Genomic DNA, 24,061 nt, shown 5'->3' on the forward strand with positions numbered 1-24,061 from the left:
GAGTAAGGTTGCGAGGTGGGGGATTTTCCACATTTCGCAACCTTTATTCGTGGGAGGTAAAACCGTTAAAACCACAATGAGGAGGAAAATGAAATGGCTAAAAAAAGCAAACGTTACCAAGAAGCTTTAAAATTAGTAGATAAATCAAAAGCTTACGACTCTCAAGAGGCGGTTAAGCTTGTAAAAGAAACAGCAAAAGCAAACTTCGACGAAACAGTAGAAGCTGCGTTCCGTCTAGGAGTAGACCCTAAGAAAGCGGATCAACAAATCCGCGGTGCTATGGTTCTACCACACGGTACTGGTAAATCCCAGCGCGTTCTAGTTTTCGCTAAAGGTGATAAAGCGAAAGAAGCAGAAGCAGCGGGTGCAGACTTCGTAGGTGAACAAGACCTAATCAACCAAATCAACCAAGGTTGGTTTGAATTTGATGTAGTTGTAGCAACTCCAGACATGATGGCTGAAGTTGGTAAACTAGGTCGCGTACTTGGACCAAAAGGTCTAATGCCTAACCCTAAAACAGGAACTGTAACATTCGATGTTGAAAAAGCTGTTAACGAAATCAAAGCAGGTAAAGTTGAATACCGCGTTGATAAAGCAGGAAACATCCATGTACCAATTGGTAAAGTTTCCTTTGAAAATGACAAGTTAGTTGAGAACTTCACAGCGATCACTGAGACGCTAATGAAGGCGAAGCCTCAGGCTGCTAAAGGAACTTACATGCGGAACGCATCAGTAGCTTCTACTATGGGCCCTGGTGTTCGCGTAGATGTTTCTTCTTTCAAAAGCTAATTTGGCATTGACTTTTCAATAGCGCTTAGCTATAATATTCAATGTTGCAAATATGAATACGTTATACCGTAGACAGTAGGTGCGCTTGTCGCTTAATTTCCTACCGAGGTGTGTTGATATACGTGATAGTTGTTCGCTGATAGCTATCATCAACTCATGTGCCTTCTTGTCTACCTTGAAGGCACATTTTTTATGAATTATATCGCGAGCCTTTTATGAACCTTGGCACCCTAACGGTATGATGAAAAGTCAATAGGAGGTGGAACGATGAGCAGAATTATTGAACACAAGAAACAGCTTGTTTCTGAAATCGCTGATAAACTTCAGAACAGTAAATCTACAGTACTTGTAGACTACCGCGGTTTAGACGTTGATACGGTAACGAATCTTCGTCAACAACTACGTGAAGCTGGCGTTGACTTCAAAGTGTACAAAAACACAATGACTCGCCGTGCGACAGCAGAAGCAGAACTGACTGACCTTGATGAGGTATTAGTTGGCCCAACAGCACTTGCTTTCAGTGAGGACGATGCTGTATCTCCGGCTAAGATCATCAACAGTTTTGCTAAAGAAAACGACGCTCTTGAAATCAAAGGTGGCGTAATCGAAGGTAGCGTAGCAAGTGTTGAACAAATCAAAGAACTTGCAGAGCTTCCAGACGCAAACGGACTTGTATCTATGCTTCTTTCTGTACTACAAGCTCCAATGCGCAACTTCGCGCTTGCAACGAAAGCAGTTGCAGACCAAAAAGAAGAACAAGGCGCTTAATTGCCTAATAGGCACGTCTAATAATTATATTTATTACAAGGAGGATATATCATGACTAAAGAACAAATTATCGACGCGATCAAAGAAATGAACGTTCTTGAACTTAATGATTTAGTAAAAGCAATTGAAGAAGAATTTGGAGTAACTGCTGCGGCACCTGTAGCTGTAGGTGGCGGCGGCGCTGCTGAAGCTGCTGAAGAGCAAACTGAATTTGACGTTGTTCTAGAAGACGCTGGAGCTTCTAAGATCAAAGTTGTTAAAGCAGTTCGCGAAATCACTGGCCTTGGACTTAAAGATGCTAAAGACTTAGTAGATAACGCTCCGAAACCAGTTAAAGAAGGCGTTTCTAAAGAAGAAGCTGAAGAAATGAAAGCTAAACTTGAAGAAACAGGCGCTAAGATCGAACTTAAGTAAGAGAAAGCACAAAAAGCTCGCTGTATAACGGCGAGCTTTGCTTTTGTTATACATTAACTCATGGGCATATGCCTATATGGTTAAGTGTAAAACAAACTGCAAGATGGGTAGGTGTTATGAATGTCAGAACACTATTATTCAAGAAATCCTGAATCTAAGAGTGCTCCAAAGTCATGGACGTTCAACTTACGAGGAAGAACGCTTAACTTTAGCACAGATCAAGGAGTATTTTCTAAAGACGAAGTAGATTTTGGGTCTAGAACCTTAATAGAAACATTTACTGAGCCAGAGATCAACGGAGAATTTCTTGATCTGGGCTGTGGATACGGCCCCATCGGTCTTTCACTCGCTCTGGATTTCCCAGATCGTAAAGTTGTTATGGTAGATGTAAACGAGCGAGCAGTTCAATTAGCTCAAGATAACGCAACGAAGAATAACGTAACCAATGCAGATATACGACAAAGTGATCAATTTTCTGCTATACAACATCAGAGCTTTGCGGCAATCGTAACAAATCCACCAATTAGAGCAGGAAAGAAAGTTGTACACTCCATGTTTGAACAAAGTCACCAGGCATTATTGCCAGGCGGCGAGTTATGGGTTGTCATTCAGAAGAAACAGGGTGCCCCATCTGCTCAACAACGTTTAGAAGATTTGTTCGATCAGGTCACAGTAGAAAAGAAGGCAAAAGGCTACTTCATCTTAAAGGCGAAAAAGTTTGACTCTAAAATATAGTTGTGATAGTATTGAAAAATGCCAATATATAAGTTTCTATGTCAAGAGTTTTTTTAAACTTTTTACGTATAAATGCCTTCCGTTAGGCAAGACTGGTAAAATCGAATAAACAAATCGTATATTGTGGTTTTCTTATAGAAACCCTTTTTTCTTTTGTCTAACGTTAGAGAAACGGAATTGTTCAATTACATTCGCCTAGTGCGAATGTATTTATAGATTAACCTGGTGCAGGAATGATCTTTCTGTACTAGCTAGTTCGGCATGCCATTTTTGCCGGACAATTTTTTCTTTATTAAAATGCTTGATTTGAGGGGTGAATCAGTTGACAGGTCAACTAGTTCAGTATGGACGACACCGCCAGCGCAGAAGTTATGCGCGTATCAGCGAAGTACTCGAGTTACCAAACTTAATTGAAATTCAAACTGCTTCCTATGATTGGTTCTTGGAAGAAGGTTTGAGGGAGATGTTCCAAGACATTTCACCGATTGAGGACTTTACAGGCAACCTTTCTTTAGAGTTTGTAGATTACACTCTCGGAGAGCCTAAGTATCCTGTAGATGAATCAAAAGAGCGAGATGTCACCTATTCAGCTCCTCTTCGTGTTAAAGTACGCTTGCTTAATAAAGAAACTGGCGAAGTGAAAGAGCAGGAAGTATTTATGGGTGATTTCCCACTAATGACGGGTACAGGTACTTTCGTCATTAATGGTGCAGAGCGTGTTATCGTATCTCAGTTAGTTCGTTCTCCAAGTGTCTACTTTAGTCCAAAAGTAGATAAGAACGGTAAGAGAGGGTATACAGCTACTGTAATTCCTAACCGCGGTGCTTGGTTAGAGTTTGAAACAGATGCAAAAGACGTAGTTCACGTACGTATTGATCGTACTCGTAAACTTCCGATCACCGTCTTATTGCGTGCACTAGGATTTGGTACAGACCAAGAGATTATTGATCTTATTGGTGACAACCAATACCTTAAGAATACGCTTGAGAAGGATAATACGGAAAACAGTGAAAAAGCTCTTTTAGAAATTTATGAGCGACTTCGCCCTGGTGAACCACCAACAGTAGAGAATGCGAAGAGTTTACTTGTTTCACGCTTCTTTGATCCAAAGAGGTATGATCTTGCACACGTAGGTCGTTACAAGATTAATAAGAAGTTACACATCAAGAATCGCCTATTTAACCAAGTGTTAGCTGAATCATTAGCTGATCCGGAAACAGGTGAAATCCTTGCAAATAAAGGGGATAAACTAGATCGTCGTTTATTAGATAAGATTCTACCATACCTAGAAGGTTCTGAAGAGAATCTAGGGGATGAAATCGTAGAACCTCATGATGGCGTGCTAGATGACCCTATGAAGATTCAAAACGTTAAGATTGTAGATCCAACAGATCCTGAAGGAGAAAAAACACTTAACGTCATTAGTAATGCTAATGTGGATGACAGTACTAAGAACATTACGCCTTCTGATATCCTTTCAGCGGTAAGTTACTTCTTTAACTTACTTCATGATGTAGGTGGCACGGACGATATTGACCACTTAGGTAACCGTCGTCTACGTTCAGTTGGGGAGCTTCTACAGAACCAATTCCGTATTGGTCTATCTCGTATGGAGCGTGTAGTACGTGAGCGTATGTCCATTCAAGACACAGCTTCTATTACTCCACAACAACTGATTAACATCCGCCCGGTCATTGCATCCATTAAAGAGTTCTTTGGTAGTTCTCAGCTATCACAGTTTATGGACCAAACGAACCCACTTGCAGAGTTAACGCACAAACGCCGTCTGTCCGCACTAGGACCTGGTGGTTTAACGCGTGAGCGCGCAGGTTTCGAGGTACGTGACGTTCACTACTCTCACTATGGTCGTATGTGTCCGATTGAAACGCCAGAGGGACCAAACATTGGTCTTATTAACTCTCTTTCATCTTATGCAAAAGTAAACAAATTTGGCTTTATTGAAACACCATATCGTCGTGTGGACCCTGAAACAGGGAAGGTAACAGCTCAAATTGATTATCTAACTGCTGATGAAGAAGATAACTACGTTGTTGCTCAGGCAAACGCGAAGTTAGAAGAAGATGGCTCATTCCAAGATGAAGAAGTAATTGCTCGCTTCCGTGGTGAGAACACGGCTGTTAAACGTGAACGTATTGACTATATGGACGTTTCACCAAAACAGGTCGTTTCTGCTGCGACAGCTTGTATTCCTTTCTTAGAAAACGATGACTCCAACCGCTCCCTAATGGGTGCGAACATGCAACGTCAAGCTGTACCATTGATGGAACCTGAATCTCCACTAGTTGGTACAGGTATGGAATATGTCTCTGGTAAAGACTCAGGTGCTGCTGTTGTAGCGCATCACGAGGGAATTGTAGAACGTGTTGATGCTAAGGAAGTTCTTGTTCGTCGTATTTCAGTTGTAGACGGTAAAGAAGTAGAAGGCGATTTAGATCGCTATCGTTTCCAGAAGTTCATCCGTTCGAACCAGGGTACATGTTATAACCAGAAGCCTATTGTTAGCGCTGGTGATCGTATTGAAAAAGGAGAAATCCTTGCTGATGGTCCTTCTATGGAAAAAGGTGAACTTGCACTAGGTAAAAACCCTCTTGTTGCCTTTATGACATGGGATGGTTACAACTATGAGGATGCGATTATCATGAGTGAACGTCTTGTTAAAGATGACGTTTACACTTCTATTCATATTGAAGAGTATGAATCAGAAGCACGTGATACGAAGCTTGGACCTGAAGAAATTACTCGCGACATCCCGAACGTTGGGGAAGACGCGCTTAAGAATCTTGATGATCGCGGTATTATCCGCGTTGGTGCGGAAGTAAGTGACAGTGATCTGCTAGTTGGTAAAGTAACACCTAAAGGTGTAACAGAACTTTCAGCAGAAGAACGCTTGCTACACGCAATCTTCGGAGAGAAAGCACGTGAAGTACGTGATACATCTCTAAGAGTTCCACACGGTGCCGGTGGTATTGTGCTTGATGTTAAGATCTTCAACCGTGAAGATGGAGACGAATTACCTCCTGGTGTAAACCAGTTGGTTCGTGTTTACATCGTTCAGAAGCGTAAGATCTCTGAAGGTGACAAAATGGCCGGTCGTCACGGTAACAAAGGTGTAATCTCTAAGATTCTTCCAGAAGAAGATATGCCTTATCTACCAGATGGCACACCAGTAGATGTCATGTTAAACCCACTCGGTGTACCTTCTCGTATGAACATCGGTCAGGTACTAGAGTTACACTTAGGTATGGCTTCTCGCCTACTAGGTGTCCGAATGGCTACGCCAGTATTTGATGGTGCTCGTGAGGAAGACGTTTGGGAAACATTAAAAGAAGCTGGAATGGCTCGTGATGCGAAGACAATTCTTTATGATGGACGTACGGGTGAACCGTTTGATAACCGTGTATCAGTAGGTGTCATGTACATGATTAAACTTGCGCACATGGTTGATGATAAACTTCACGCGCGTTCTACTGGACCATACTCCCTTGTTACGCAACAACCATTGGGTGGTAAAGCTCAATTTGGTGGACAGCGTTTCGGTGAGATGGAGGTTTGGGCTCTTGAAGCTTACGGTGCTGCTTATACACTTCAAGAAATCCTAACCGTTAAGTCCGATGATGTTGTTGGACGTGTTAAAACGTATGAATCAATTGTTAAAGGTTCAAATGTACCTGAACCAGGTGTACCAGAATCATTTAAAGTATTGATTAAAGAGCTACAGAGTTTAGGTATGGATGTTAAGATGCTAACAGCTGATGAATCTGAGATTGACTTACGTGATATTGAAGAAGAAGAAGCGCAGTCAGCTGAAAAGCTGAATGTAGATGGCGATCCTAAAGACGCAATAGAGTAAGAGCTTATGACACTGGACTCTAAGCTTAGGGTAAAACCTGGAGATTATAAGGGAGGTAGGCCCCTTGCTAGATGTAAACAACTTTGAATATATGAAGATTGGTTTAGCTTCACCTGATAAAATCCGTTCGTGGTCATTTGGTGAAGTGAAGAAACCAGAAACCATTAACTATCGTACGTTAAAACCGGAAAAAGACGGTTTGTTCTGTGAACGCATTTTTGGTCCTACAAAGGACTGGGAATGTCACTGTGGTAAATACAAGCGAGTTCGTTATAAAGGGATCGTTTGTGACCGCTGTGGAGTAGAAGTTACCAAAGCGAAAGTACGTCGTGAGCGTATGGGGCACTTAGAATTAGCTGCCCCTGTCTCTCACATTTGGTACTTCAAAGGAATTCCAAGTCGTATGGGACTTGTTCTTGATATGTCACCACGTGCTTTAGAAGAAGTCATTTACTTCGCTGCATATGTGGTAACAGACCAAGGTGATACAGCTCTTGAAAAGAAACAGTTACTTTCTGAGAAAGAATACCGTACGTACCGCGAGAAGTACGGGAAGTCCTTCCAAGCCATGATGGGTGCTGAAGCCATTCGTAGATTGCTTCAAGATATCGATCTTGAGAAGGAAGTTGACACGCTTAAGGAAGAACTGAAAACAGCCCAAGGCCAGCGTCGTACACGCGCTATTAAACGTTTAGAAGTATTAGAAGCATTCCGTGGTTCAGGAAATGATCCGTCTTGGATGATCCTAGACGTGCTTCCTGTCATCCCGCCGGAACTTCGCCCGATGGTACAGCTTGACGGTGGACGCTTCGCAACTTCTGATTTAAACGATCTTTATCGTCGTGTAATCAACCGTAACAATCGTTTGAAGCGTTTATTAGATCTTGGAGCACCTACGATTATCGTTCAAAACGAAAAACGTATGCTTCAGGAAGCTGTGGATGCTTTAATCGATAACGGCCGTCGTGGTCGTCCAGTAACTGGACCAGGAAATCGTCCTCTAAAATCCCTTTCTCATATGTTGAAAGGTAAGCAAGGTCGTTTCCGCCAAAACTTACTTGGTAAACGTGTAGACTATTCAGGTCGTTCTGTAATCGTCGTAGGACCTAGTCTGAAGATGTACCAGTGTGGTTTACCTAAAGAAATGGCTTTAGAATTATTTAAACCATTTGTTATGCGTGAACTTGTTGACCGTGGACTAGCACACAACATTAAATCTGCTAAGCGAAAAATTGAACGTATTCATCCAGAAGTTTGGGATGTCCTAGAAGAAGTTATTAAAGAGCACCCAGTGTTACTGAACCGTGCCCCTACACTTCACCGTTTAGGTATCCAAGCGTTCGAACCTACTCTTGTAGAAGGTCGTGCAATTCGCCTGCACCCATTAGTATGTACAGCTTATAACGCTGACTTTGATGGTGACCAAATGGCTGTTCACGTTCCATTATCTGCAGAGGCGCAAGCAGAGGCTCGTATCTTAATGCTAGCTGCTCAGAACATCCTTAACCCTAAGGACGGTAAACCAGTTGTAACACCTTCACAGGATATGGTATTAGGTAACTATTACCTGACACTTGAGCGTGAAGAAGCAGTTGGGGAAGGCAAAGTATTTAAAGATACAAACGAAGCACTAATTGCTTACCAAAATGGTTATGTTCACTTACACACACGTGTAGCTGTGCATGCCCGTTCATTAAATAATGGCACATTTACTGAAGAACAGAATAACCAGCTTCTATTAACGACAGTTGGTAAACTGATCTTCAATGAAATTCTGCCTGAATCCTTCCCTTATATTAATGAACCGACTCAAAGTAACCTTGAAGGCAAAACGCCTGAAATGTACTTCATTGAGAAGGGAACAGATGTAAGAGAGGAAATTAAGAAGCGCGAATTAGTTCCTCCATTTAAGAAGAAGATTCTTGGGAACATTATCGCAGAAGTCTTCAAACGCTTTAAGATCAGTGAAACGTCTAAAATGCTTGACCGCATGAAGGACCTAGGTTTCGCTTACTCTACAAAAGCTGGTATCACGGTTGGTGTATCTGACATTGTGGTACTTCCAGAGAAACAAGAGATTCTTGAAGAAGCTCAAGGTAAAGTTGATAAAGTCATGAAACAGTTCCGTCGTGGTTTAATCACTGATGATGAGCGTTACGATCGTGTTATTGCAATTTGGTCAGCGGCCAAAGATGATATTCAAGATCGTCTAATGCAATCACTTGATCCAGCCAACCCGATCTTCATGATGAGTGATTCCGGAGCTCGTGGTAACGCATCTAACTTCACACAGTTAGCGGGTATGCGTGGACTTATGGCCAACCCGGCTGGTAAGATCATTGAACTTCCGATTAAATCAAGTTTCCGTGAAGGTCTGACGGTACTAGAGTACTTCATCTCTACACACGGTGCTCGTAAAGGTCTTGCCGATACGGCACTGAAGACAGCCGATTCAGGTTACCTAACTCGTCGTTTAGTTGACGTTGCTCAAGACGTAATCGTCCGCGAAGACGACTGTGGTACTGATCGAGGATTAGAAGTAGCGTCTCTTACTGAAGGTACAGAAATGATTGAACCGCTAATCGACCGTTTAATCGGACGTACAGCGTTCAAAAAGGTTCATAACCCAGAGACAGGCGAAGTGATGGCTAAACGTGATCAAATTATTACAGAAGATATGGCCCGTTCCATTGTTGATGCTGGTGTTGAAAAAGTAACAATCCGCTCAGCGTTCACATGTAACACGCGTCATGGTGTATGTAAGAAATGTTACGGCCGTAACTTAGCAACTGGATCTGAAGTAGAAGTAGGAGAAGCAGTTGGAATTATTGCTGCACAATCAATTGGTGAGCCTGGTACACAGCTTACAATGCGTACCTTCCACACAGGTGGTGTAGCAGGGGATGACATCACACAGGGTCTTCCTCGTATCCAAGAGCTATTCGAAGCCCGTAACCCGAAAGGTCAAGCTGTTATCAGTGAGATCCATGGTACGGTTGAAGAGATTAATGAAGTGAAAGAGAAATTAGAGATCACAGTACAAGGCGAAGTTGAAAAACGTAGTTACACGGCTCCTTATGGCGCCCGTATGAAAGTAACAGTTGGAGATTCCGTCAAGGCTGGTGAAGAACTAACAGAAGGTTCTGTAGATCCGAAAGAACTACTGAAAATCCAAGGTGTAGAAGGCGTTGAAATGTATCTTCTACGTGAGGTTCAGAAAGTATACCGTATGCAGGGTGTAGAAATCGGGGATAAACACGTTGAAGTAATGGTTCGCCAAATGCTTCGCAAAGTACGTGTCCTTGATGCTGGTGATACAGATGTACTTCCTGGCTCACTACTTGAGATCCACCAATTCCGTGATGCTAACCGTGATGCCCTTATTGAAGGTAGCCAACCTGCTGTTGGTCGTCCTGTTCTGCTTGGTATTACGAAAGCATCTCTTGAAACGGATTCCTTCTTATCTGCCGCATCATTCCAGGAGACAACACGTGTCCTAACGGATGCAGCGATTAAAGGTAAACGTGACGAATTGCTAGGACTTAAAGAAAATGTTATTATTGGTAAGTTGGTTCCGGCAGGTACGGGGATGCCTCGCTATCGTTCCGTGCAACCAGCTTCTGATGAATTAACTGAAGATATGATTAAAGCTGAAGAGCCTGAAGAGATTCCACAGTCTTAATTTCGGTTTATTAAGCTGATGAAGCAAGTGATAATCTAGGAGGCATCTAGAAAAAATATACGAACCACGTTGACATTATGAGTAGCGGGTGATACTATATTCTAGGTGCTTCCATTTATCCTTGTTACTTTGGAGGATATAGTTAAATGTCTTATGAAAAAGTAGCACAGGCTAAGTCGAATGTAGTAATTGGAACAAAGCAAACCATGAAGGCTATAAAACATGGTCAAGTTCAAGAAGTTATTGTTGCTGATGATGCTGATCAGCATGTAACGGCTAAAGTACTGCGACTCGCAGAAGAGTTTGAAACTCCGTTCGCACGAGTGGACTCAATGGAGAAATTGGGAAAAGCTTGTGGAATTGATGTGGGAGCAGCTGTAGTAGCGATAAAGCAATAAAGTTTTGGCGGTAAGGCAAACTTTCGCGAAAGCTTTGTTTTTTGCTTATTTATGAACCACCTGGATGTGTGGTATTACAAAAGCTAAATTTGAAGGGAGGAAAATCTAATGCCTACTATTAACCAATTAGTACGTAAAGGTCGCGTTTCTAAAAAGAAAATGTCAGACTCTCCAGCGCTTAACAAAGGCTATAACAGCTACAAGAAGAAGTTCACTAACCTGTCTTCTCCACAAAAGCGTGGTGTTTGTACACGTGTTGGTACGCTAACACCTAAGAAACCGAACTCTGCACTTCGTAAATATGCGCGTGTTCGTTTAACGAACAGCATTGAAGTGACAGCGTATATCCCTGGTATCGGCCACAACCTACAAGAGCACAGTGTTGTTCTTATCCGTGGCGGACGTGTAAAAGACTTACCAGGTGTACGTTACCACATTGTACGTGGTGCTCTTGACACTGCAGGTGTTGAAGGCCGCATGCAAGGTCGTTCTAAATACGGAACGAAAAAACCTAAAAAATAAGGCAAGTTAACTTGCACTTAATAAAACTTTAGTAAGATTGAAAGGAGGGGACCGTATGCCACGTAAAGGACCAGTACCAAAGCGTGATGTATTGCCAGACCCAATGTACAACTCAAAGCTTGTAACTCGCCTGATCAACCAAATCATGGTGGATGGTAAACGCGGTAAAGCACAAAAAATTCTTTATAAAGCATTCGAACTAGTACAAGAGCGTAGTGGAAACGACGCTATGGAAACTTTCGAACAAGCTCTTAAGAACGTAATGCCAGTACTAGAGGTTAGAGCACGTCGTGTAGGTGGATCTAACTACCAAGTACCTGTTGAAGTACGTCCAGAGCGCCGTCAAGCACTTGGACTTCGTTGGGTTGTTAACTATTCTCGTCTACGCGGTGAGAAGACAATGGAAGAACGTCTAGCTAACGAAATCCTAGATGCAGCAAACAACACTGGTGCTTCTGTTAAGAAGCGCGAAGATGTTCACAAAATGGCTGAAGCAAACAAAGCGTTTGCTCACTACCGTTGGTAAGAACGAACATCAAACTATATCACCCAATAGGGAGGAGAAGAACGCATGCCTAGAGAGTTCTCCTTGGAAAGAACACGTAATATCGGTATCATGGCACACATCGATGCTGGTAAAACCACTGCTACAGAACGTATCTTGTTCTATACAGGCCGTATTCACAAGCTAGGTGAAACGCACGAAGGTGCGTCTCAGATGGACTGGATGGAGCAAGAGCAAGACCGTGGTATCACAATCACTTCTGCAGCAACAACTGCAGAGTGGAAAGACCACCGCATCAACATCATTGATACACCTGGACACGTAGACTTCACAGTAGAAGTTGAACGTTCCCTACGTGTACTTGATGGTTCTGTGGCTGTATTAGATGCTCAATCTGGTGTAGAACCACAAACAGAAACAGTTTGGCGTCAGGCTACTACCTACGGTGTTCCACGTATTGTTTTCATTAACAAAATGGACAAAGTAGGAGCTGACTTCCTATACTCTACTGGTACTCTTCAAGATCGCCTTGGTGCGAATGCTCACCCAATCCAATTACCAATTGGTGCAGAGGATGAGTTTGAAGGGATCATCGATCTTATCGGAATGCAAGCTTACTTCTACGAAGATGACTTAGGTACACGTCTTGAAGCACGTGAAATCCCTGATGAATATAAAGAGCAAGCTGAAGAATACCGCGGTAAGCTTATTGAAGCAGTTGCGGAATCCGATGAAGAATTAATGATGAGATACCTTGAGGGTGAAGAATTCACAAACGAAGAGCTTATGGCAGCGATCCGTCAAGCTACTCTAAACGTTGATTTCTACCCTGTTCTTTGTGGGTCTGCCTTCAAGAACAAAGGTGTTCAATTATTAATCGATGCTGTACTTGACTACCTTCCTTCACCACTAGACGTACCTCCAATCGAAGGTTTCGTTCCACGTACTGAAGAAGCAGTAGTTCGTAAAGCAGATGACAAAGAGCCATTCTCAGCTCTTGCCTTTAAGGTAATGACAGACCCATACGTTGGTAAGTTAACATTCTTCCGCGTATACTCTGGTGTATTATCTTCTGGTTCATACGTGAGAAACTCTACGAAAGATAAGCGTGAGCGTGTAGGTCGTATCCTACAAATGCACGCAAACTCTCGTGAAGAGATCTCTGAAGTATACACAGGAGATATTGCTGCTGGTGTAGGTCTTAAAGATACGGCTACAGGTGACACTCTATGTGATGAGAAGAACCTTGTAATCTTAGAATCCATGGAATTCCCTGAGCCAGTTATCTCTGTTGCGATCGAACCGAAGTCTAAAGCTGACCAAGATAAGATGTCAATTGCACTTGGTAAACTAGCTGAGGAAGATCCAACATTCAAGACGGAAACAAACGTAGAGACTGGTCAAACGATCATCTCTGGTATGGGTGAACTTCACCTAGACATCATCGTTGACCGTCTTCGTCGCGAATTCAAAGTTGAAGCGAACATTGGTAACCCACAAGTTGCTTATCGTGAAACGTTCCGCGGTTCTGCGAACGTTGAAGGTAAGTTCGTACGTCAGTCTGGTGGTCGTGGACAATACGGTCACGTTTGGATGACGTTCGAGCCTAATGAAGAAGGCGCTGGCTTCGAATTCCAAAACAAAGTTGTTGGTGGTGTAATTCCTCGTGAATACATCGCATCAGTTCAACAAGGTGTCGAGGAAGCTATGGAAAACGGTGTAGTTGCCGGTTATCCACTAATCGACATTAAAGCAACGCTATTTGATGGTTCTTACCACGATGTAGACTCCAACGAAATGGCATATAAAGTTGCTGCTTCTATGGCACTTAAAGAAGCGAAAAACAAGTGTAAACCAGTTCTTCTTGAACCAATGATGAAAGTTGAGATTGTTATCCCTGAAGAATATATGGGAGACATCATGGGTGACGTAACTTCCCGTCGTGGACGTGTAGAAGGTATGGATACTCGCGGTACAGCTCAACTTGTTAAAGCATTTGTACCTCTTTCTGAAATGTTCGGTTATGCAACAAGCTTACGTTCTAACACTCAAGGTCGCGGAACGTACACTATGCACTTCTCTCATTACGAAGAAGTACCGAAGAGCATTTCTGAAGAGATTATCAAGAAAAATTCTGGTCAATAATTGATTTTTTCGTAAATCTCAAGTATAACTTGTATTGTACGTATAGGAGCTAAAGACCTTAAGGTTTTAGCTCCTGTACAACAAATATATTTACAATAACATTTTCTTATATTTAAAGGAGGAAGTTTTAGAATGGGTAAAGAGAAATTTGACCGTTCCAAGTCCCACGTTAATATTGGGACTATTGGACACGTTGACCATGGTAAAACTACATTAACAGCAGCAATCACTACTTGCTTACACCAGCGTTCTGGTTCTGGTACAGCAATGGCGTACGACCAAATTGACGGTGCTCCAGAAGAGCGCGAGCGCGGTATTACAATCGCAACAGCTCACGTTGAGTACGAAACTGAAACTCGTCACTATGCACACGTTGACTGCCCAGGTCACGCTGACTACGTTAAGAACATGATCACTGGTGCGGCACAAATGGACGGCGCGATCCTAGTTGTATCTGCAGCTGACGGTCCAATGCCACAAACTCGTGAGCACATCCTACTTTCTCGCCAGGTTGGTGTACCTGCGATTGTAGTATTCCTTAACAAGTGCGACATGGTAGACGACGAAGAGCTACTTGAACTAGTAGAAATGGAAGTACGTGACCTTCTTGGCGAATACGACTTCCCTGGTGACGATGTACCAGTAGTTAAAGGTTCTGCTCTTAAAGCTCTTGAAGGCGAAGAGCAATACGTTAACGCGATCTTCGAACTTATGGACGCTGTTGACGAATATATCCCAACTCCAGAGCGTGACAACGACAAGCCATTCATGATGCCTGTTGAGGACGTATTCTCAATCACTGGCCGTGGTACAGTTGCAACTGGCCGTGTTGAGCGTGGATCTGTTAAAGTTGGCGATGAAATTGAAATCATCGGTATGGCAGAGGAAGCATTCAAGACTACAGTAACTGGTGTTGAAATGTTCCGTAAGCTTCTTGACTATGCTGAAGCTGGTGACAACATCGGTGCACTACTTCGTGGTGTTAACCGTGACGATATCAACCGTGGTCAAGTACTAGCTAAGCCTGGTACAATCACTCCTCACCATAAGTACAAAGCAGAAGTTTATGTACTTTCAAAAGAAGAAGGTGGGCGTCATACTCCATTCTTCAACAACTACCGCCCACAGTTCTACTTCCGTACTACGGACGTAACTGGCGTTATCCAACTTCCTGAAGGCGTAGAAATGGTTATGCCTGGGGACAACGTAGAAATGGAAGTTGAACTTATTTCTAAAATCGCTATCGAAGATGGAACTAAGTTCTCAATCCGTGAAGGTGGCCGTACAGTAGGCGCTGGCGTTGTATCTACAATCATTGAATAGTCTTTTAATGAATAAAGCAGTGAGCTATAAAGCTCGCTGCTTTTTTTATGCTCGAAAATCAAAAACGACTTTCTTCTATATAATATGAGCACGATGGATGATCATGAATGAAACCTCCAAGTTCATAAGGGTTGGAAGTTAAATTACAGAATAACTGAAGAAAAAAGGTATGCCCCCTTGAAAAGAAGGACATACCTTTGTATAATATAAAAAGTGCGATCACATATGAAAATACATTTTGTTATTGCATTCGAGCCCATTATTTATTATAATGAATAATGTTGGTCATAAAAGGCGATGAAGCGAAAGGTTGCTGAAACACCCGGCCCCTTTGCCATGGCGGGTAGTTCAGGTTAAATTTTCGTGGAGAATGTCTGTTACTAAAATAGGCGAAAAAGGAGGGAAAATAATGGCAAAAGAGAAGATTCGTATTCGTTTAAAGGCGTATGATCACCGTATTCTAGATCAATCCGCTGAAAAGATTGTGGACACTGCAAAGCGTTCAGGTGCTAATGTATCTGGTCCAATCCCGCTTCCGACAGAGCGTTCCATCTACACAGTGCTTCGTGCGGTACACAAATACAAAGATGCTCGTGAGCAATTTGAAATGCGTACACACAAACGTCTAATCGACATCGTAAATCCAACACCACAAACGGTTGACTCGCTAATGCGTTTAGATTTACCATCTGGTGTGGACATCGAAATTAAATTATAAACTATATGAATAAATAGGAGGTGTGACGGATGACGAAAGGAATCTTAGGTCGTAAGATCGGCATGACACAGCTTTTCGATGAAACTGGCGAACTAGTACCAGTAACAGTAGTTGAAGCTGACCAAAACGTCGTGCTACAGAAGAAAACTGCTGAGAATGACGGTTATGAAGCTGTACAAATCGGTTTTGCGGACAAACGAGATAAACTAGCTAACAAAGCTGAGAAAGGCCATGCTGGTAAAGCAGAGGCTGCTCCTAAGCGCTTCGTTCGTGAATTCCGTGATGCAAACCTTGAAGACTACGACTTAGGTCAAGAGGTTTCTGTAAACGTATTTGCAGCTGGTGATGTAATTAACGTTACTGGTATTTCGAAGGGTAAAGGCTTCCAGGGTGCTATCAAGCGCCACAACCAAGGTCGCGGACCTGAAACTCACGGTTCTCGTTACCACCGTCGTCCAGGTTCTATGGGTCAAATGGATCCAGGACACGTATTCAAAGGTATGGCTCTTCCAGGTCAAATGGGTGGCGAACAAGTTACTATCAAAAACCTTGAAGTAGTTAAGGTTGACGAAGAACGCAACCTACTTCTTATCAAAGGTAACGTACCTGGTGCGAAGAAGTCTTACGTGAAAATCACAAGTGCAAATAAGGCTAACTAATACAATACGAAGGGAGGATATGTCATGCCTAAAGTAGCACTATTTAACCAAAGCGGTTCTCAAGTAGGCGATGTTGAGTTGAATGAGTCCGTTTTTGGTATTGAGCCAAACACACATGTAATGAACGAAGCTGTTTTAATGCAACGCTCTTCATTACGTCAAGGTACTCATTTAGTTAAAAATCGCTCTGAAGTAAGTGGCGGAGGACGCAAACCATGGCGTCAAAAAGGAACTGGACGTGCGCGTCAAGGTTCAATCCGTTCACCACAATGGGTAGGTGGAGGAACAGTATTTGGTCCTACACTACGTAGCTACAGCTACAAACTACCTAAGAAAGTTCGTCGTTTAGCTTTAAAATCTGCTCTTTCTCAAAAAGCTGCTGACAACGACCTTATCGTTCTAGAGAGTCTTTCTCTTGAAGCTCCTAAAACTAAAGAAGTTGTTAACATGCTTAAAGGGCTAGATGCTGAAAAAGCGATCATCGTTACAGCTAACGTTGAAGAGAACGTAGTACTATCAGCTAATAACATTCAAGATGTTAAGGTACTAACTGTTGAACAAGTTAACGTACTTGACTTGTTAACGCATGACAAGCTGATCTTAACTAAGGATGCAGCTGAAAAAGCAGGGGAGGTGCTTGCATAATGAAGAACCCACGTGATATTATTAAGCGCCCTGTAATTACAGAAAGATCTGCGGATCTAATGGCTGAGAAAAAATACACGTTTGAAGTTAGCCCAAAAGCTAATAAAACTGAAATCAAAGAAGCGATCGAAGTTATCTTTGGTGTTAAAGTTGAAAAAGTAAACACTATGAACCTTAATGGTAAATTCAAGCGTATGGGACGTTATGGAGGTTACCGTGCCGACCGCAAAAAAGCAGTCGTTAAGTTAACTCCAGAAAGCCAAGACCTTGAATTCTTCGAAGGTGCTTAAATAAAAATTGATAAATAAAGGAGGGAAATAAAGATGGCGATTAAAAAGTTTAGACCAACTACAAACGGTCGTCGCAGCATGTCAGGTTCTGATTTCGCTGAGATCACTACTGATCAACCAGAAAAATCCTTGCTAACTCCACTACACGGAAAAGGTGGACGTAACAACCAAGGTCGGTTAACAGTTCGTCATCAAGGCGGCGGTCATAAGCGTCAATACCGTATTATCGACTTCAAACGCGACAAAGATGGAATACCAGGACGCGTTGCTACAGTTGAGTACGATCCTAACCGTTCCGCTAACATTGCTCTAATCAACTACGTGGATGGTGAAAAGCGTTATATCCTAGCTCCTAAAGGTCTTCAAGTAGGAACTCAAATCATTTCAGGTTCTGAAGCAGACATTAAAGTAGGTAACGCTCTTACACTTCAAGACATCCCAGTTGGTACAACAGTTCACAACATTGAACTTAAACCAGGACGCGGTGGACAAATCGCACGTTCAGCTGGTGCTTCAGCACAAATTCTTGGACGTGAAGGTAAGTACACTCTAGTACGTCTTAAATCTGGTGAAGTTCGCTTAGTTCTTGGTACTTGCCGTGCTACAGTAGGTCAAGTAGGTAACCTTGAGCATGAACTTATCAACGTAGGTAAAGCTGGTCGTTCTCGTTGGAAAGGTATCCGCCCAACAGTTCGTGGTTCTGTTATGAACCCAGTAGATCACCCACACGGTGGTGGTGAAGGACGCGCTCCAATCGGTCTTCCATCTCCAATGTCACCATGGGGTAAACCTACACTTGGCAAGAAAACACGCAAACGCAACAAGTCGTCTGATAAATATATCGTACGTCGTCGTAAAAAATAATCGGGATAGACGTCGGGTGAATTAGCTCGACTGTCAATCACGAAGGGAGGTTTATGCATGGGTCGTAGCCTAAAAAAGGGACCTTTCGTTGATGATCATTTAATGAAAAAAGTTGAAGGATTGAATGAGAGCGGACAACATCAGGTTATTAAAACTTGGTCTCGTCGTTCTACTATCTTCCCTAACTTTGTGGGTCATACTATCGCAATTTATGATGGACGCAAACATGTACCTGTATATGTTACAGAAGACATGGTAGGCCACAAACTTGGTGAATTCGCACCAACACGTACGTTCAAAGGCCACAGTGGCGATGATAAGAAAACAAAACGCTAAATGAGAGGAGGCACACAAGATGCAAGCCAAAGCCGTTGCGAAATCCGTTCGTATTGCTCCTCGTAAAGCTCGTTTGGTTATTGATTTAATTCGAGGAAAAAAGGTTGGGGAAGCAATTGCAATTCTGCGTCACACAGAGCGCGGAGCTTCACCAGAGATTGAAAAAGTACTAAACTCTGCTATTGCAAATGCGGAGCATAACAATGAAATGGACCCGGATAGTCTAGTAGTATCTGAAGCTTTTGTTAACGAAGGCGTAACTCTTAAACGTTTCCGTCCACGTGCGATGGGACGCGCAAGTCAGATCAACAAACGTACTAGTCATATCACGGTCGTTGTATCAGAAAAGAAGGAGGGATAATCAGTGGGTCAAAAAGTTAATCCAGTAGGTCTGCGTATTGGTGTCATTCGTGACTGGGAGTCAAAATGGTACGCTGGCAAAGACTATGCAGATTTACTTCATGAAGACATTAAGATTCGTGAATATGTAGAACAGCGTCTACAAGATGCTTCTGTATCTACTATTGAAATCGAACGTGCTGCGAACCGCGTTAACGTTACTATCCACACTGCGAAGCCAGGTATGGTAATTGGTAAAGGTGGTTCTGAGGTTGAAGCACTTCGTAAATCTCTAAATGATCTATCTGGCAAACGTGTTCACATCAACATCGTTGAAGTGAAGAAAGCTGATTTAAATGCAACATTAGTTGCTGAAAATATTGCACGTCAACTAGAAAACCGTGTATCATTCCGTCGCGCTCAGAAACAAACTATCCAACGTGCTATGCGTGGAGGAGCGAAAGGAATTCGTACTCAGGTATCTGGTCGTCTAGGCGGAGCAGACATTGCTCGCGCAGAATCTTACAGTGAAGGTACTGTACCACTACACACACTTCGCGCAGACATCGATTACGGTACTGCAGAAGCTGACACAACTTACGGTAAGTTAGGTGTCAAAGTGTGGATCTACCGTGGAGAAGTCCTTCCATCAAAACGAAACTAAGGAAGGGGGAAAAGCATAATGTTAATGCCAAAACGCGTAAAATATCGTAAGCAGCACCGTGATAGCTTAGCTGGCCGTGCAAAAGGCGGTACATCAGTAGCATTCGGTGAATTCGGACTACAGGCTGTAGAACCAGCACGTATTACAAGCCGTCAAATCGAGGCAGCACGTATTGCAATGACTCGTTACATGAAACGTGGCGGTAAAGTATGGATTAAAATCTTCCCAGATAAGCCTTACACAGCGAAGCCCCTAGAAGTACGTATGGGTTCCGGTAAAGGTGCACCTGAAGGTTGGGTAGCAGTTACGAAGCCAGGCAAGATCATGTTTGAAATTGCTGGAGTTTCAGAAGAAGTAGCACGTGAAGCATTACGTCTTGCTTCTCACAAACTGCCGATCAAAACGAAGTTTGTAAAACGTGAAGAAATTGGTGGTGAGATCAATGAAGGCTAATGAAATCAGAGAACTAACCACTGCCGAAATTGAACAAAAAGTTACGTCTCTTAAAGAAGAGCTATTTAACCTACGCTTCCAGCTAGCAACTGGTCAACTTGAAAACACTGCTCGCATCCGTCAAGTACGTAAGTCAATCGCGAGTATGAAAACCGTTGTTCGCGAAAGAGAGCTAGGCGCTAAATAATCGATAATCGAGAGGAGGTTAGCCTCAAATGAGTGAACGCAATAATCGTAAGGTTTACACTGGCCGTGTTGTTTCAGATAAAATGGACAAAACGATTACTGTATTAGTTGAAACGTACAAATTCCACCAACTATATGGTAAACGTGTTAAATATTCTAAGAAATTCAAAACTCACGACGAGCAAAATGCTGCAAAACTTGGCGATGTCGTTAAAATTATGGAAACTCGTCCGCTATCCGCTAGCAAACGTTTCCGTTTAGTTGAAATCGTTGAAGAATCAGTTATTATCTAATATTGTTCGTAGGGGATGAAACCCGAAGGGAGGTAACAACCGTATGATTCAACAGGAAACTTCTTTAAAAGTTGCAGACAACTCTGGTGCTCGTGAAGTTCAAACCATTAAAGTATTAGGTGGATCTGGCCGTAAGACTGCCAATATTGGTGATATTATTGTTTGTTCAGTGAAACAAGCAACACCAGGAGGCGTTGTCAAAAAAGGTGAAGTAGTACGCGCGGTTATCGTACGTACAAAGAGCGGTGTTCGCCGTAAAGATGGATCTTATATCCGTTTCGATGAAAATGCTGCAGTAATCATCCGTGATGACAAAGGCCCACGTGGTACTCGTATTTTCGGACCTGTTGCACGTGAACTTCGTGATAAGAAATTCATGAAGATTGTATCACTTGCGCCAGAAGTATTATAAATACTCGAACTATTGCCTTGTAAGGAGGTGCCACAACAATGCATGTAAAAAAAGGTGACAAAGTCATGGTGATCACTGGTAAGGATAAAGGCAAGCAGGGAACGATCCTAGAAGCTTACCCGAAAAAAGAGCGTGTCCTTGTTGAAGGCGTAAATGTTGTTAAAAAACATGCGAAGCCATCACAAGACAACCCTCAGGGCGGTATCCTAAGCCAAGAAGCACCGATTCATGTGTCGAACGTTTTACCAGTTGACCCTAAATCAGGTGATGCTACACGCGTCGGTTATGAAGTGCGTGATGGAAAGAAAGTTCGTATCGCTAAAAAATCAGGTGAAGCTTTAGATAAATAAATAGCGATGAAAGGAGGGCTACGTGATGAATCAACTTAAACAACAATATCAAGATGAGATCGTATCAAGCTTGATGAATAAATTCGAATATGACTCTGTGATGGAAGTACCGAAGGTCGAAAAGATCATCATTAACATGGGTGTTGGTGACGCAGTACAAAACGCAAAAGCGTTAGACAACGCTGTTGAAGAGTTAGAATTAATCTCTGGTCAAAAACCACTAATCACAAAAGCGAAGAAATCAATTGCTGGTTTCCGTCTACGTGAAGGAATGCCGATTGGCGCGAAAGTAACCCTTCGTGGTGAGCGTATGTATCAATTCCTACAAAAATTAATCGCTGTTTCTTTACCACGAGTACGTGACTTCCGCGGTATCTCAAACAAAGCGTTTGACGGTCGCGGTAACTACACTCTAGGTGTTAAAGAGCAATTAATTTTCCCAGAGATCAATTATGATAAAGTAAGCAAAGTACGCGGAATGGACATTGTTATTGTTACAACTGCTAACAATGACGAAGAAGCGAGCGAATTACTAACTCAATTCGGTATGCCTTTCCAGAAATAAGCTACTCAAGCTTTAATAAGGAGGGAAAATTGTGGCTAAAAAATCAATGATCGCGAAACAACAGCGTAAACAAAAGTTTAAAGTACAAGAGTACACACGTTGCGAACGTTGTGGTCGCCCACATTCTGTACTACGTAAATTTAAGCTTTGCCGAATTTGTTTCCGTGAACTTGCATACAAAGGTCAAATTCCTGGTGTCAAAAAAGCAAGCTGGTAATCCCCAATTAGGGAAGGAGGTAATCTAAAATGGTCATGACAGATCCAATTGCAGATATGCTAACTCGCATTCGTAATGCGAACATGGTACGTCACGAGAAGCTTGAAGTACCTGCTTCTAAGCTAAAAAAAGAAGTTGCGGACATTCTTAAACGTGAAGGCTTCGTTCGTGATTACGAAATGGTTGAAGACGATAAACAAGGAATCTTACGTATTTTCCTTAAGTACGGTGCTAACAACGAGCGTGTTATCACTGGATTAAAACGAATCAGTAAACCTGGTCTTCGTGTTTACGCGAAAGCTGATGAGCTTCCACGCGTATTAAACGGTCTTGGAGTAGCAGTCGTATCTACTTCAAATGGTGTTTTAACGGACAAGGAAGCACGCCAACAAGCTATTGGCGGCGAAGTGCTTGCTTACGTTTGGTAATAAACAATTGAATGACAGGAGGTGCACAGTATGTCCCGCGTAGGTTTAAAACAACTACAAATCCCTGAAGGTGTTGAAATCAGCATGAATGGGGACGAAGTTACAGTTAAAGGCCCTAAAGGTGAATTAACTCGTACTTTCCATCCAGACATGACGATCAGCATTGAAGACAATATTTTAAGCGTTGCTCGCCCAAGCGATAACAAAGAACATCGTTCTTTACATGGTACCACTCGTAGTCTTATCGGAAACATGGTTGAAGGTGTTTCTAAAGGTTTCGAAAAGAGCCTTGAAATCCAAGGTGTAGGTTACCGTGCGCAGAAGCAAGGTGAAAAAATTATCATTAACGCTGGTTACTCTCACCCAGTTGAGGTAGAAAAGCGTGAAGGTATTGAAATCGAAGTACCATCTAACACAAAAGTAACTATTAAAGGTATCGATAAAGAACTAGTTGGCGCTGTTGCTGCAAATATCCGCGCTATCCGCCCACCGGAACCTTACAAAGGTAAAGGTATCCGTTACGAAGGCGAACAAGTTCGTCGTAAAGAAGGTAAGACTGCTAAATAAGTTTCGTTAGGGAACAGAAAGGAGTGACCTGAATGATCACAAAAGCTGACAAAAATGCTGTGCGTAAGAGAAGACATGCACGTGTGCGTAAAAAAGTAGCTGGTACTCCGGAACGTCCACGTTTAAACGTTTATCGTTCAAACAAACACATTTACGCTCAAATTATTGATGATGTAAATGGTGTTACACTAGCTAGCGCTTCTACAGTAGATAACGAGTTCAATCTTGAAACTACTGGAAACGTTGAAGCTGCGACAAAAGTTGGTCAAATGGTAGCTGATCGTGCGAAGAACAATGGCGTTTCTACTATTGTATTCGACCGCGGAGGTTATTTATATCACGGACGTGTGAAAGCTCTAGCTGACGCTGCTCGCGAAGCAGGACTAGAATTTTAATAGTAAAAGGAGGGACAGAAATGAGTACAAACGTAGTAGATCCTAACAAATTAGATCTAGAAGAACGCGTTGTTACTGTCAACCGTGTTGCAAAGGTTGTTAAAGGTGGACGCCGCTTCCGTTTTGCTGCATTGGTTGTAGTAGGAGACAAAAATGGTCATGTTGGATTCGGTACTGGTAAAGCCCAAGAGGTTCCAGAAGCGATTCGTAAAGCAATTGAAGATGCGAAGAAAAATCTAATCACTGTACCAACAGTTGGTACTACAATTCCACACGAAATCAACGGACGTTTCGGTGCTGGAAACATCCTTATGAAACCTGCTGCAGAAGGTACAGGAGTTATCGCAGGTGGACCCGTACGTGCGGTACTTGAGCTTGCAGGTGTAGGTGACATCCTATCTAAATCATTAGGTTCAAACACACCAATTAACATGGTACGTGCTACACTAAACGGACTTAGCGAACTTAAGCGTGCAGAAGACGTTGCGAAACTTCGTGGAAAGTCTGTAGAAGAACTGTTAGGATAAG

Annotated in this window: 30 protein-coding genes and 1 other annotated feature; all 30 genes read left to right on the plus strand. The window is 42.6% G+C overall.

Going from position 1 to position 24,061, the window contains the following annotated elements; translation table 11 throughout:
* Positions 1–93 precede the first annotated feature (93 nt).
* Positions 94–789: a 50S ribosomal protein L1 gene (gene rplA / locus QNI29_RS00670; protein ID WP_231419839.1), complete on the plus strand. Its 696-nt coding sequence runs from the start codon at positions 94–96 to the stop codon at positions 787–789.
* Positions 790–837: 48 nt separating this feature from the next.
* Positions 838–989: a sequence feature (ribosomal protein L10 leader region), on the plus strand.
* A gap of 67 nt (positions 990–1,056) precedes the next feature.
* Complete coding sequence (rplJ, locus tag QNI29_RS00675) at positions 1,057–1,557, plus strand: 50S ribosomal protein L10 (protein WP_231419838.1); 501 nt, start codon at positions 1,057–1,059, stop codon at positions 1,555–1,557.
* A 51-nt stretch (positions 1,558–1,608) separates the two neighbouring features.
* Positions 1,609–1,971, plus strand: a complete 363-nt coding sequence (gene rplL, locus QNI29_RS00680; protein ID WP_231419837.1) for a 50S ribosomal protein L7/L12 — start codon at positions 1,609–1,611, stop codon at positions 1,969–1,971.
* A gap of 120 nt (positions 1,972–2,091) precedes the next feature.
* Positions 2,092–2,706, plus strand: a complete 615-nt coding sequence (locus tag QNI29_RS00685; protein WP_231419836.1) for a class I SAM-dependent methyltransferase — start codon at positions 2,092–2,094, stop codon at positions 2,704–2,706.
* Positions 2,707–3,028: 322 nt separating this feature from the next.
* On the plus strand, positions 3,029–6,577 hold the full coding sequence (gene rpoB / locus QNI29_RS00690) for a DNA-directed RNA polymerase subunit beta (RefSeq protein ID WP_231419835.1): 3,549 nt from the start codon (positions 3,029–3,031) through the stop codon (positions 6,575–6,577).
* Between the two features lie 64 nt (positions 6,578–6,641).
* Entirely contained in the window at positions 6,642–10,259 is a 3,618-nt protein-coding gene (gene rpoC, locus QNI29_RS00695) for a DNA-directed RNA polymerase subunit beta' (RefSeq protein WP_231419834.1), read from the plus strand.
* Between the two features lie 146 nt (positions 10,260–10,405).
* A complete protein-coding gene (locus QNI29_RS00700) occupies positions 10,406–10,657 on the plus strand; it encodes a 50S ribosomal protein L7ae-like protein (protein WP_231419833.1) in 252 nt (83 codons plus the stop codon).
* 108 nt (positions 10,658–10,765) lie between these two features.
* Complete coding sequence (rpsL, locus tag QNI29_RS00705; RefSeq protein ID WP_231419832.1) at positions 10,766–11,179, plus strand: 30S ribosomal protein S12; 414 nt, start codon at positions 10,766–10,768, stop codon at positions 11,177–11,179.
* Positions 11,180–11,234: 55 nt separating this feature from the next.
* The gene (rpsG, locus tag QNI29_RS00710) at positions 11,235–11,705 is read left to right on the plus strand and encodes a 30S ribosomal protein S7 (protein ID WP_188655924.1); all 471 of its coding nucleotides are present in this window, start codon (positions 11,235–11,237) and stop codon (positions 11,703–11,705) included.
* Positions 11,706–11,750: 45 nt separating this feature from the next.
* Positions 11,751–13,829: an elongation factor G gene (gene fusA, locus QNI29_RS00715; protein ID WP_231419831.1), complete on the plus strand. Its 2,079-nt coding sequence runs from the start codon at positions 11,751–11,753 to the stop codon at positions 13,827–13,829.
* Positions 13,830–13,961: 132 nt separating this feature from the next.
* Positions 13,962–15,152, plus strand: coding sequence for an elongation factor Tu (gene tuf, locus QNI29_RS00720; RefSeq protein WP_207528831.1), 1,191 nt, complete (start codon positions 13,962–13,964; stop codon positions 15,150–15,152).
* Positions 15,153–15,561: 409 nt separating this feature from the next.
* Positions 15,562–15,870 (plus strand): 30S ribosomal protein S10, encoded by a 309-nt coding sequence (gene rpsJ, locus QNI29_RS00725; protein WP_036787781.1) that lies wholly within the window; start codon positions 15,562–15,564, stop codon positions 15,868–15,870.
* Between the two features lie 29 nt (positions 15,871–15,899).
* Positions 15,900–16,529 (plus strand): 50S ribosomal protein L3, encoded by a 630-nt coding sequence (rplC, locus tag QNI29_RS00730; RefSeq protein ID WP_231419830.1) that lies wholly within the window; start codon positions 15,900–15,902, stop codon positions 16,527–16,529.
* A gap of 24 nt (positions 16,530–16,553) precedes the next feature.
* Entirely contained in the window at positions 16,554–17,174 is a 621-nt protein-coding gene (gene rplD / locus QNI29_RS00735; protein ID WP_231419829.1) for a 50S ribosomal protein L4, read from the plus strand.
* Entirely contained in the window at positions 17,174–17,464 is a 291-nt protein-coding gene (gene rplW / locus QNI29_RS00740; RefSeq protein ID WP_231419828.1) for a 50S ribosomal protein L23, read from the plus strand. Before rplD ends, rplW begins: the two co-directional genes overlap by 1 nt.
* A 33-nt stretch (positions 17,465–17,497) precedes the next feature.
* Positions 17,498–18,328: a 50S ribosomal protein L2 gene (rplB, locus tag QNI29_RS00745; RefSeq protein ID WP_231419827.1), complete on the plus strand. Its 831-nt coding sequence runs from the start codon at positions 17,498–17,500 to the stop codon at positions 18,326–18,328.
* A 57-nt stretch (positions 18,329–18,385) separates the two neighbouring features.
* On the plus strand, positions 18,386–18,664 hold the full coding sequence (gene rpsS / locus QNI29_RS00750; RefSeq protein WP_036787770.1) for a 30S ribosomal protein S19: 279 nt from the start codon (positions 18,386–18,388) through the stop codon (positions 18,662–18,664).
* 19 nt (positions 18,665–18,683) lie between these two features.
* Positions 18,684–19,025, plus strand: a complete 342-nt coding sequence (rplV, locus tag QNI29_RS00755; RefSeq protein WP_231419826.1) for a 50S ribosomal protein L22 — start codon at positions 18,684–18,686, stop codon at positions 19,023–19,025.
* Between the two features lie 3 nt (positions 19,026–19,028).
* Positions 19,029–19,667: a 30S ribosomal protein S3 gene (gene rpsC / locus QNI29_RS00760; protein ID WP_231419825.1), complete on the plus strand. Its 639-nt coding sequence runs from the start codon at positions 19,029–19,031 to the stop codon at positions 19,665–19,667.
* An 18-nt stretch (positions 19,668–19,685) separates the two neighbouring features.
* Positions 19,686–20,120 carry a 50S ribosomal protein L16 gene (rplP, locus tag QNI29_RS00765; RefSeq protein WP_231419824.1) on the plus strand — a complete coding sequence of 145 codons (435 nt, stop codon included), beginning with the start codon at positions 19,686–19,688 and terminating at the stop codon, positions 20,118–20,120.
* Positions 20,110–20,307 carry a 50S ribosomal protein L29 gene (gene rpmC, locus QNI29_RS00770; protein WP_036787762.1) on the plus strand — a complete coding sequence of 66 codons (198 nt, stop codon included), beginning with the start codon at positions 20,110–20,112 and terminating at the stop codon, positions 20,305–20,307. Before rplP ends, rpmC begins: the two co-directional genes overlap by 11 nt.
* 28 nt (positions 20,308–20,335) lie before the next feature.
* Entirely contained in the window at positions 20,336–20,599 is a 264-nt protein-coding gene (gene rpsQ, locus QNI29_RS00775; protein ID WP_036787760.1) for a 30S ribosomal protein S17, read from the plus strand.
* A gap of 43 nt (positions 20,600–20,642) precedes the next feature.
* Positions 20,643–21,011: a 50S ribosomal protein L14 gene (gene rplN, locus QNI29_RS00780; protein ID WP_036787758.1), complete on the plus strand. Its 369-nt coding sequence runs from the start codon at positions 20,643–20,645 to the stop codon at positions 21,009–21,011.
* 38 nt (positions 21,012–21,049) lie between these two features.
* Positions 21,050–21,361 carry a 50S ribosomal protein L24 gene (rplX, locus tag QNI29_RS00785; RefSeq protein WP_231419823.1) on the plus strand — a complete coding sequence of 104 codons (312 nt, stop codon included), beginning with the start codon at positions 21,050–21,052 and terminating at the stop codon, positions 21,359–21,361.
* Positions 21,362–21,386: 25 nt separating this feature from the next.
* Entirely contained in the window at positions 21,387–21,926 is a 540-nt protein-coding gene (gene rplE, locus QNI29_RS00790) for a 50S ribosomal protein L5 (protein WP_036787754.1), read from the plus strand.
* Between the two features lie 31 nt (positions 21,927–21,957).
* Positions 21,958–22,143, plus strand: a complete 186-nt coding sequence (rpsN, locus tag QNI29_RS00795) for a 30S ribosomal protein S14 (RefSeq protein ID WP_036787751.1) — start codon at positions 21,958–21,960, stop codon at positions 22,141–22,143.
* A gap of 29 nt (positions 22,144–22,172) precedes the next feature.
* A complete protein-coding gene (rpsH, locus tag QNI29_RS00800; protein WP_036787748.1) occupies positions 22,173–22,571 on the plus strand; it encodes a 30S ribosomal protein S8 in 399 nt (132 codons plus the stop codon).
* Positions 22,572–22,601: 30 nt separating this feature from the next.
* A complete protein-coding gene (gene rplF / locus QNI29_RS00805; protein ID WP_231419822.1) occupies positions 22,602–23,138 on the plus strand; it encodes a 50S ribosomal protein L6 in 537 nt (178 codons plus the stop codon).
* A 32-nt stretch (positions 23,139–23,170) separates the two neighbouring features.
* The gene (gene rplR / locus QNI29_RS00810; protein ID WP_231419821.1) at positions 23,171–23,533 is read left to right on the plus strand and encodes a 50S ribosomal protein L18; all 363 of its coding nucleotides are present in this window, start codon (positions 23,171–23,173) and stop codon (positions 23,531–23,533) included.
* A 20-nt stretch (positions 23,534–23,553) separates the two neighbouring features.
* On the plus strand, positions 23,554–24,060 hold the full coding sequence (gene rpsE, locus QNI29_RS00815) for a 30S ribosomal protein S5 (protein WP_231419820.1): 507 nt from the start codon (positions 23,554–23,556) through the stop codon (positions 24,058–24,060).
* Position 24,061 lies beyond the last annotated feature (1 nt).

This window comes from Pontibacillus chungwhensis, from assembly GCF_030166655.1.
In the GTDB taxonomy this organism is placed as follows: Bacteria; Bacillota; Bacilli; order Bacillales; family BH030062; genus Pontibacillus.

Excerpts from the sequence above, each read along its gene's own strand:
- rplE (WP_036787754.1), top strand. The coding sequence starts at position 21,387 with ATGAATCAACTTAAACAACAATATCAAGATGAGATCGTATCAAGCTTG.
- rpsH (WP_036787748.1), top strand. The coding sequence starts at position 22,173 with ATGGTCATGACAGATCCAATTGCAGATATGCTAACTCGCATTCGTAAT.
- rplW (WP_231419828.1), top strand. The coding sequence starts at position 17,174 with ATGAAGAACCCACGTGATATTATTAAGCGCCCTGTAATTACAGAAAGA.
- rplF (WP_231419822.1), top strand. The coding sequence starts at position 22,602 with ATGTCCCGCGTAGGTTTAAAACAACTACAAATCCCTGAAGGTGTTGAA.
- fusA (WP_231419831.1), top strand. The coding sequence starts at position 11,751 with ATGCCTAGAGAGTTCTCCTTGGAAAGAACACGTAATATCGGTATCATG.
- rplV (WP_231419826.1), top strand. The coding sequence starts at position 18,684 with ATGCAAGCCAAAGCCGTTGCGAAATCCGTTCGTATTGCTCCTCGTAAA.
- rpsL (WP_231419832.1), top strand. The coding sequence starts at position 10,766 with ATGCCTACTATTAACCAATTAGTACGTAAAGGTCGCGTTTCTAAAAAG.
- rpsQ (WP_036787760.1), top strand. The coding sequence starts at position 20,336 with ATGAGTGAACGCAATAATCGTAAGGTTTACACTGGCCGTGTTGTTTCA.
- rpsG (WP_188655924.1), top strand. The coding sequence starts at position 11,235 with ATGCCACGTAAAGGACCAGTACCAAAGCGTGATGTATTGCCAGACCCA.
- rpmC (WP_036787762.1), top strand. The coding sequence starts at position 20,110 with ATGAAGGCTAATGAAATCAGAGAACTAACCACTGCCGAAATTGAACAA.
- rplD (WP_231419829.1), top strand. The coding sequence starts at position 16,554 with ATGCCTAAAGTAGCACTATTTAACCAAAGCGGTTCTCAAGTAGGCGAT.
- tuf (WP_207528831.1), top strand. The coding sequence starts at position 13,962 with ATGGGTAAAGAGAAATTTGACCGTTCCAAGTCCCACGTTAATATTGGG.
- rplL (WP_231419837.1), top strand. The coding sequence starts at position 1,609 with ATGACTAAAGAACAAATTATCGACGCGATCAAAGAAATGAACGTTCTT.
- rplA (WP_231419839.1), top strand. The coding sequence starts at position 94 with ATGGCTAAAAAAAGCAAACGTTACCAAGAAGCTTTAAAATTAGTAGAT.
- rplJ (WP_231419838.1), top strand. The coding sequence starts at position 1,057 with ATGAGCAGAATTATTGAACACAAGAAACAGCTTGTTTCTGAAATCGCT.
- rpsE (WP_231419820.1), top strand. The coding sequence starts at position 23,554 with ATGAGTACAAACGTAGTAGATCCTAACAAATTAGATCTAGAAGAACGC.
- rplX (WP_231419823.1), top strand. The coding sequence starts at position 21,050 with ATGCATGTAAAAAAAGGTGACAAAGTCATGGTGATCACTGGTAAGGAT.
- QNI29_RS00700 (WP_231419833.1), top strand. The coding sequence starts at position 10,406 with ATGTCTTATGAAAAAGTAGCACAGGCTAAGTCGAATGTAGTAATTGGA.
- QNI29_RS00685 (WP_231419836.1), top strand. The coding sequence starts at position 2,092 with ATGTCAGAACACTATTATTCAAGAAATCCTGAATCTAAGAGTGCTCCA.
- rpsJ (WP_036787781.1), top strand. The coding sequence starts at position 15,562 with ATGGCAAAAGAGAAGATTCGTATTCGTTTAAAGGCGTATGATCACCGT.
- rplR (WP_231419821.1), top strand. The coding sequence starts at position 23,171 with ATGATCACAAAAGCTGACAAAAATGCTGTGCGTAAGAGAAGACATGCA.
- rplC (WP_231419830.1), top strand. The coding sequence starts at position 15,900 with ATGACGAAAGGAATCTTAGGTCGTAAGATCGGCATGACACAGCTTTTC.
- rplP (WP_231419824.1), top strand. The coding sequence starts at position 19,686 with ATGTTAATGCCAAAACGCGTAAAATATCGTAAGCAGCACCGTGATAGC.
- rplB (WP_231419827.1), top strand. The coding sequence starts at position 17,498 with ATGGCGATTAAAAAGTTTAGACCAACTACAAACGGTCGTCGCAGCATG.
- rplN (WP_036787758.1), top strand. The coding sequence starts at position 20,643 with ATGATTCAACAGGAAACTTCTTTAAAAGTTGCAGACAACTCTGGTGCT.
- rpsS (WP_036787770.1), top strand. The coding sequence starts at position 18,386 with ATGGGTCGTAGCCTAAAAAAGGGACCTTTCGTTGATGATCATTTAATG.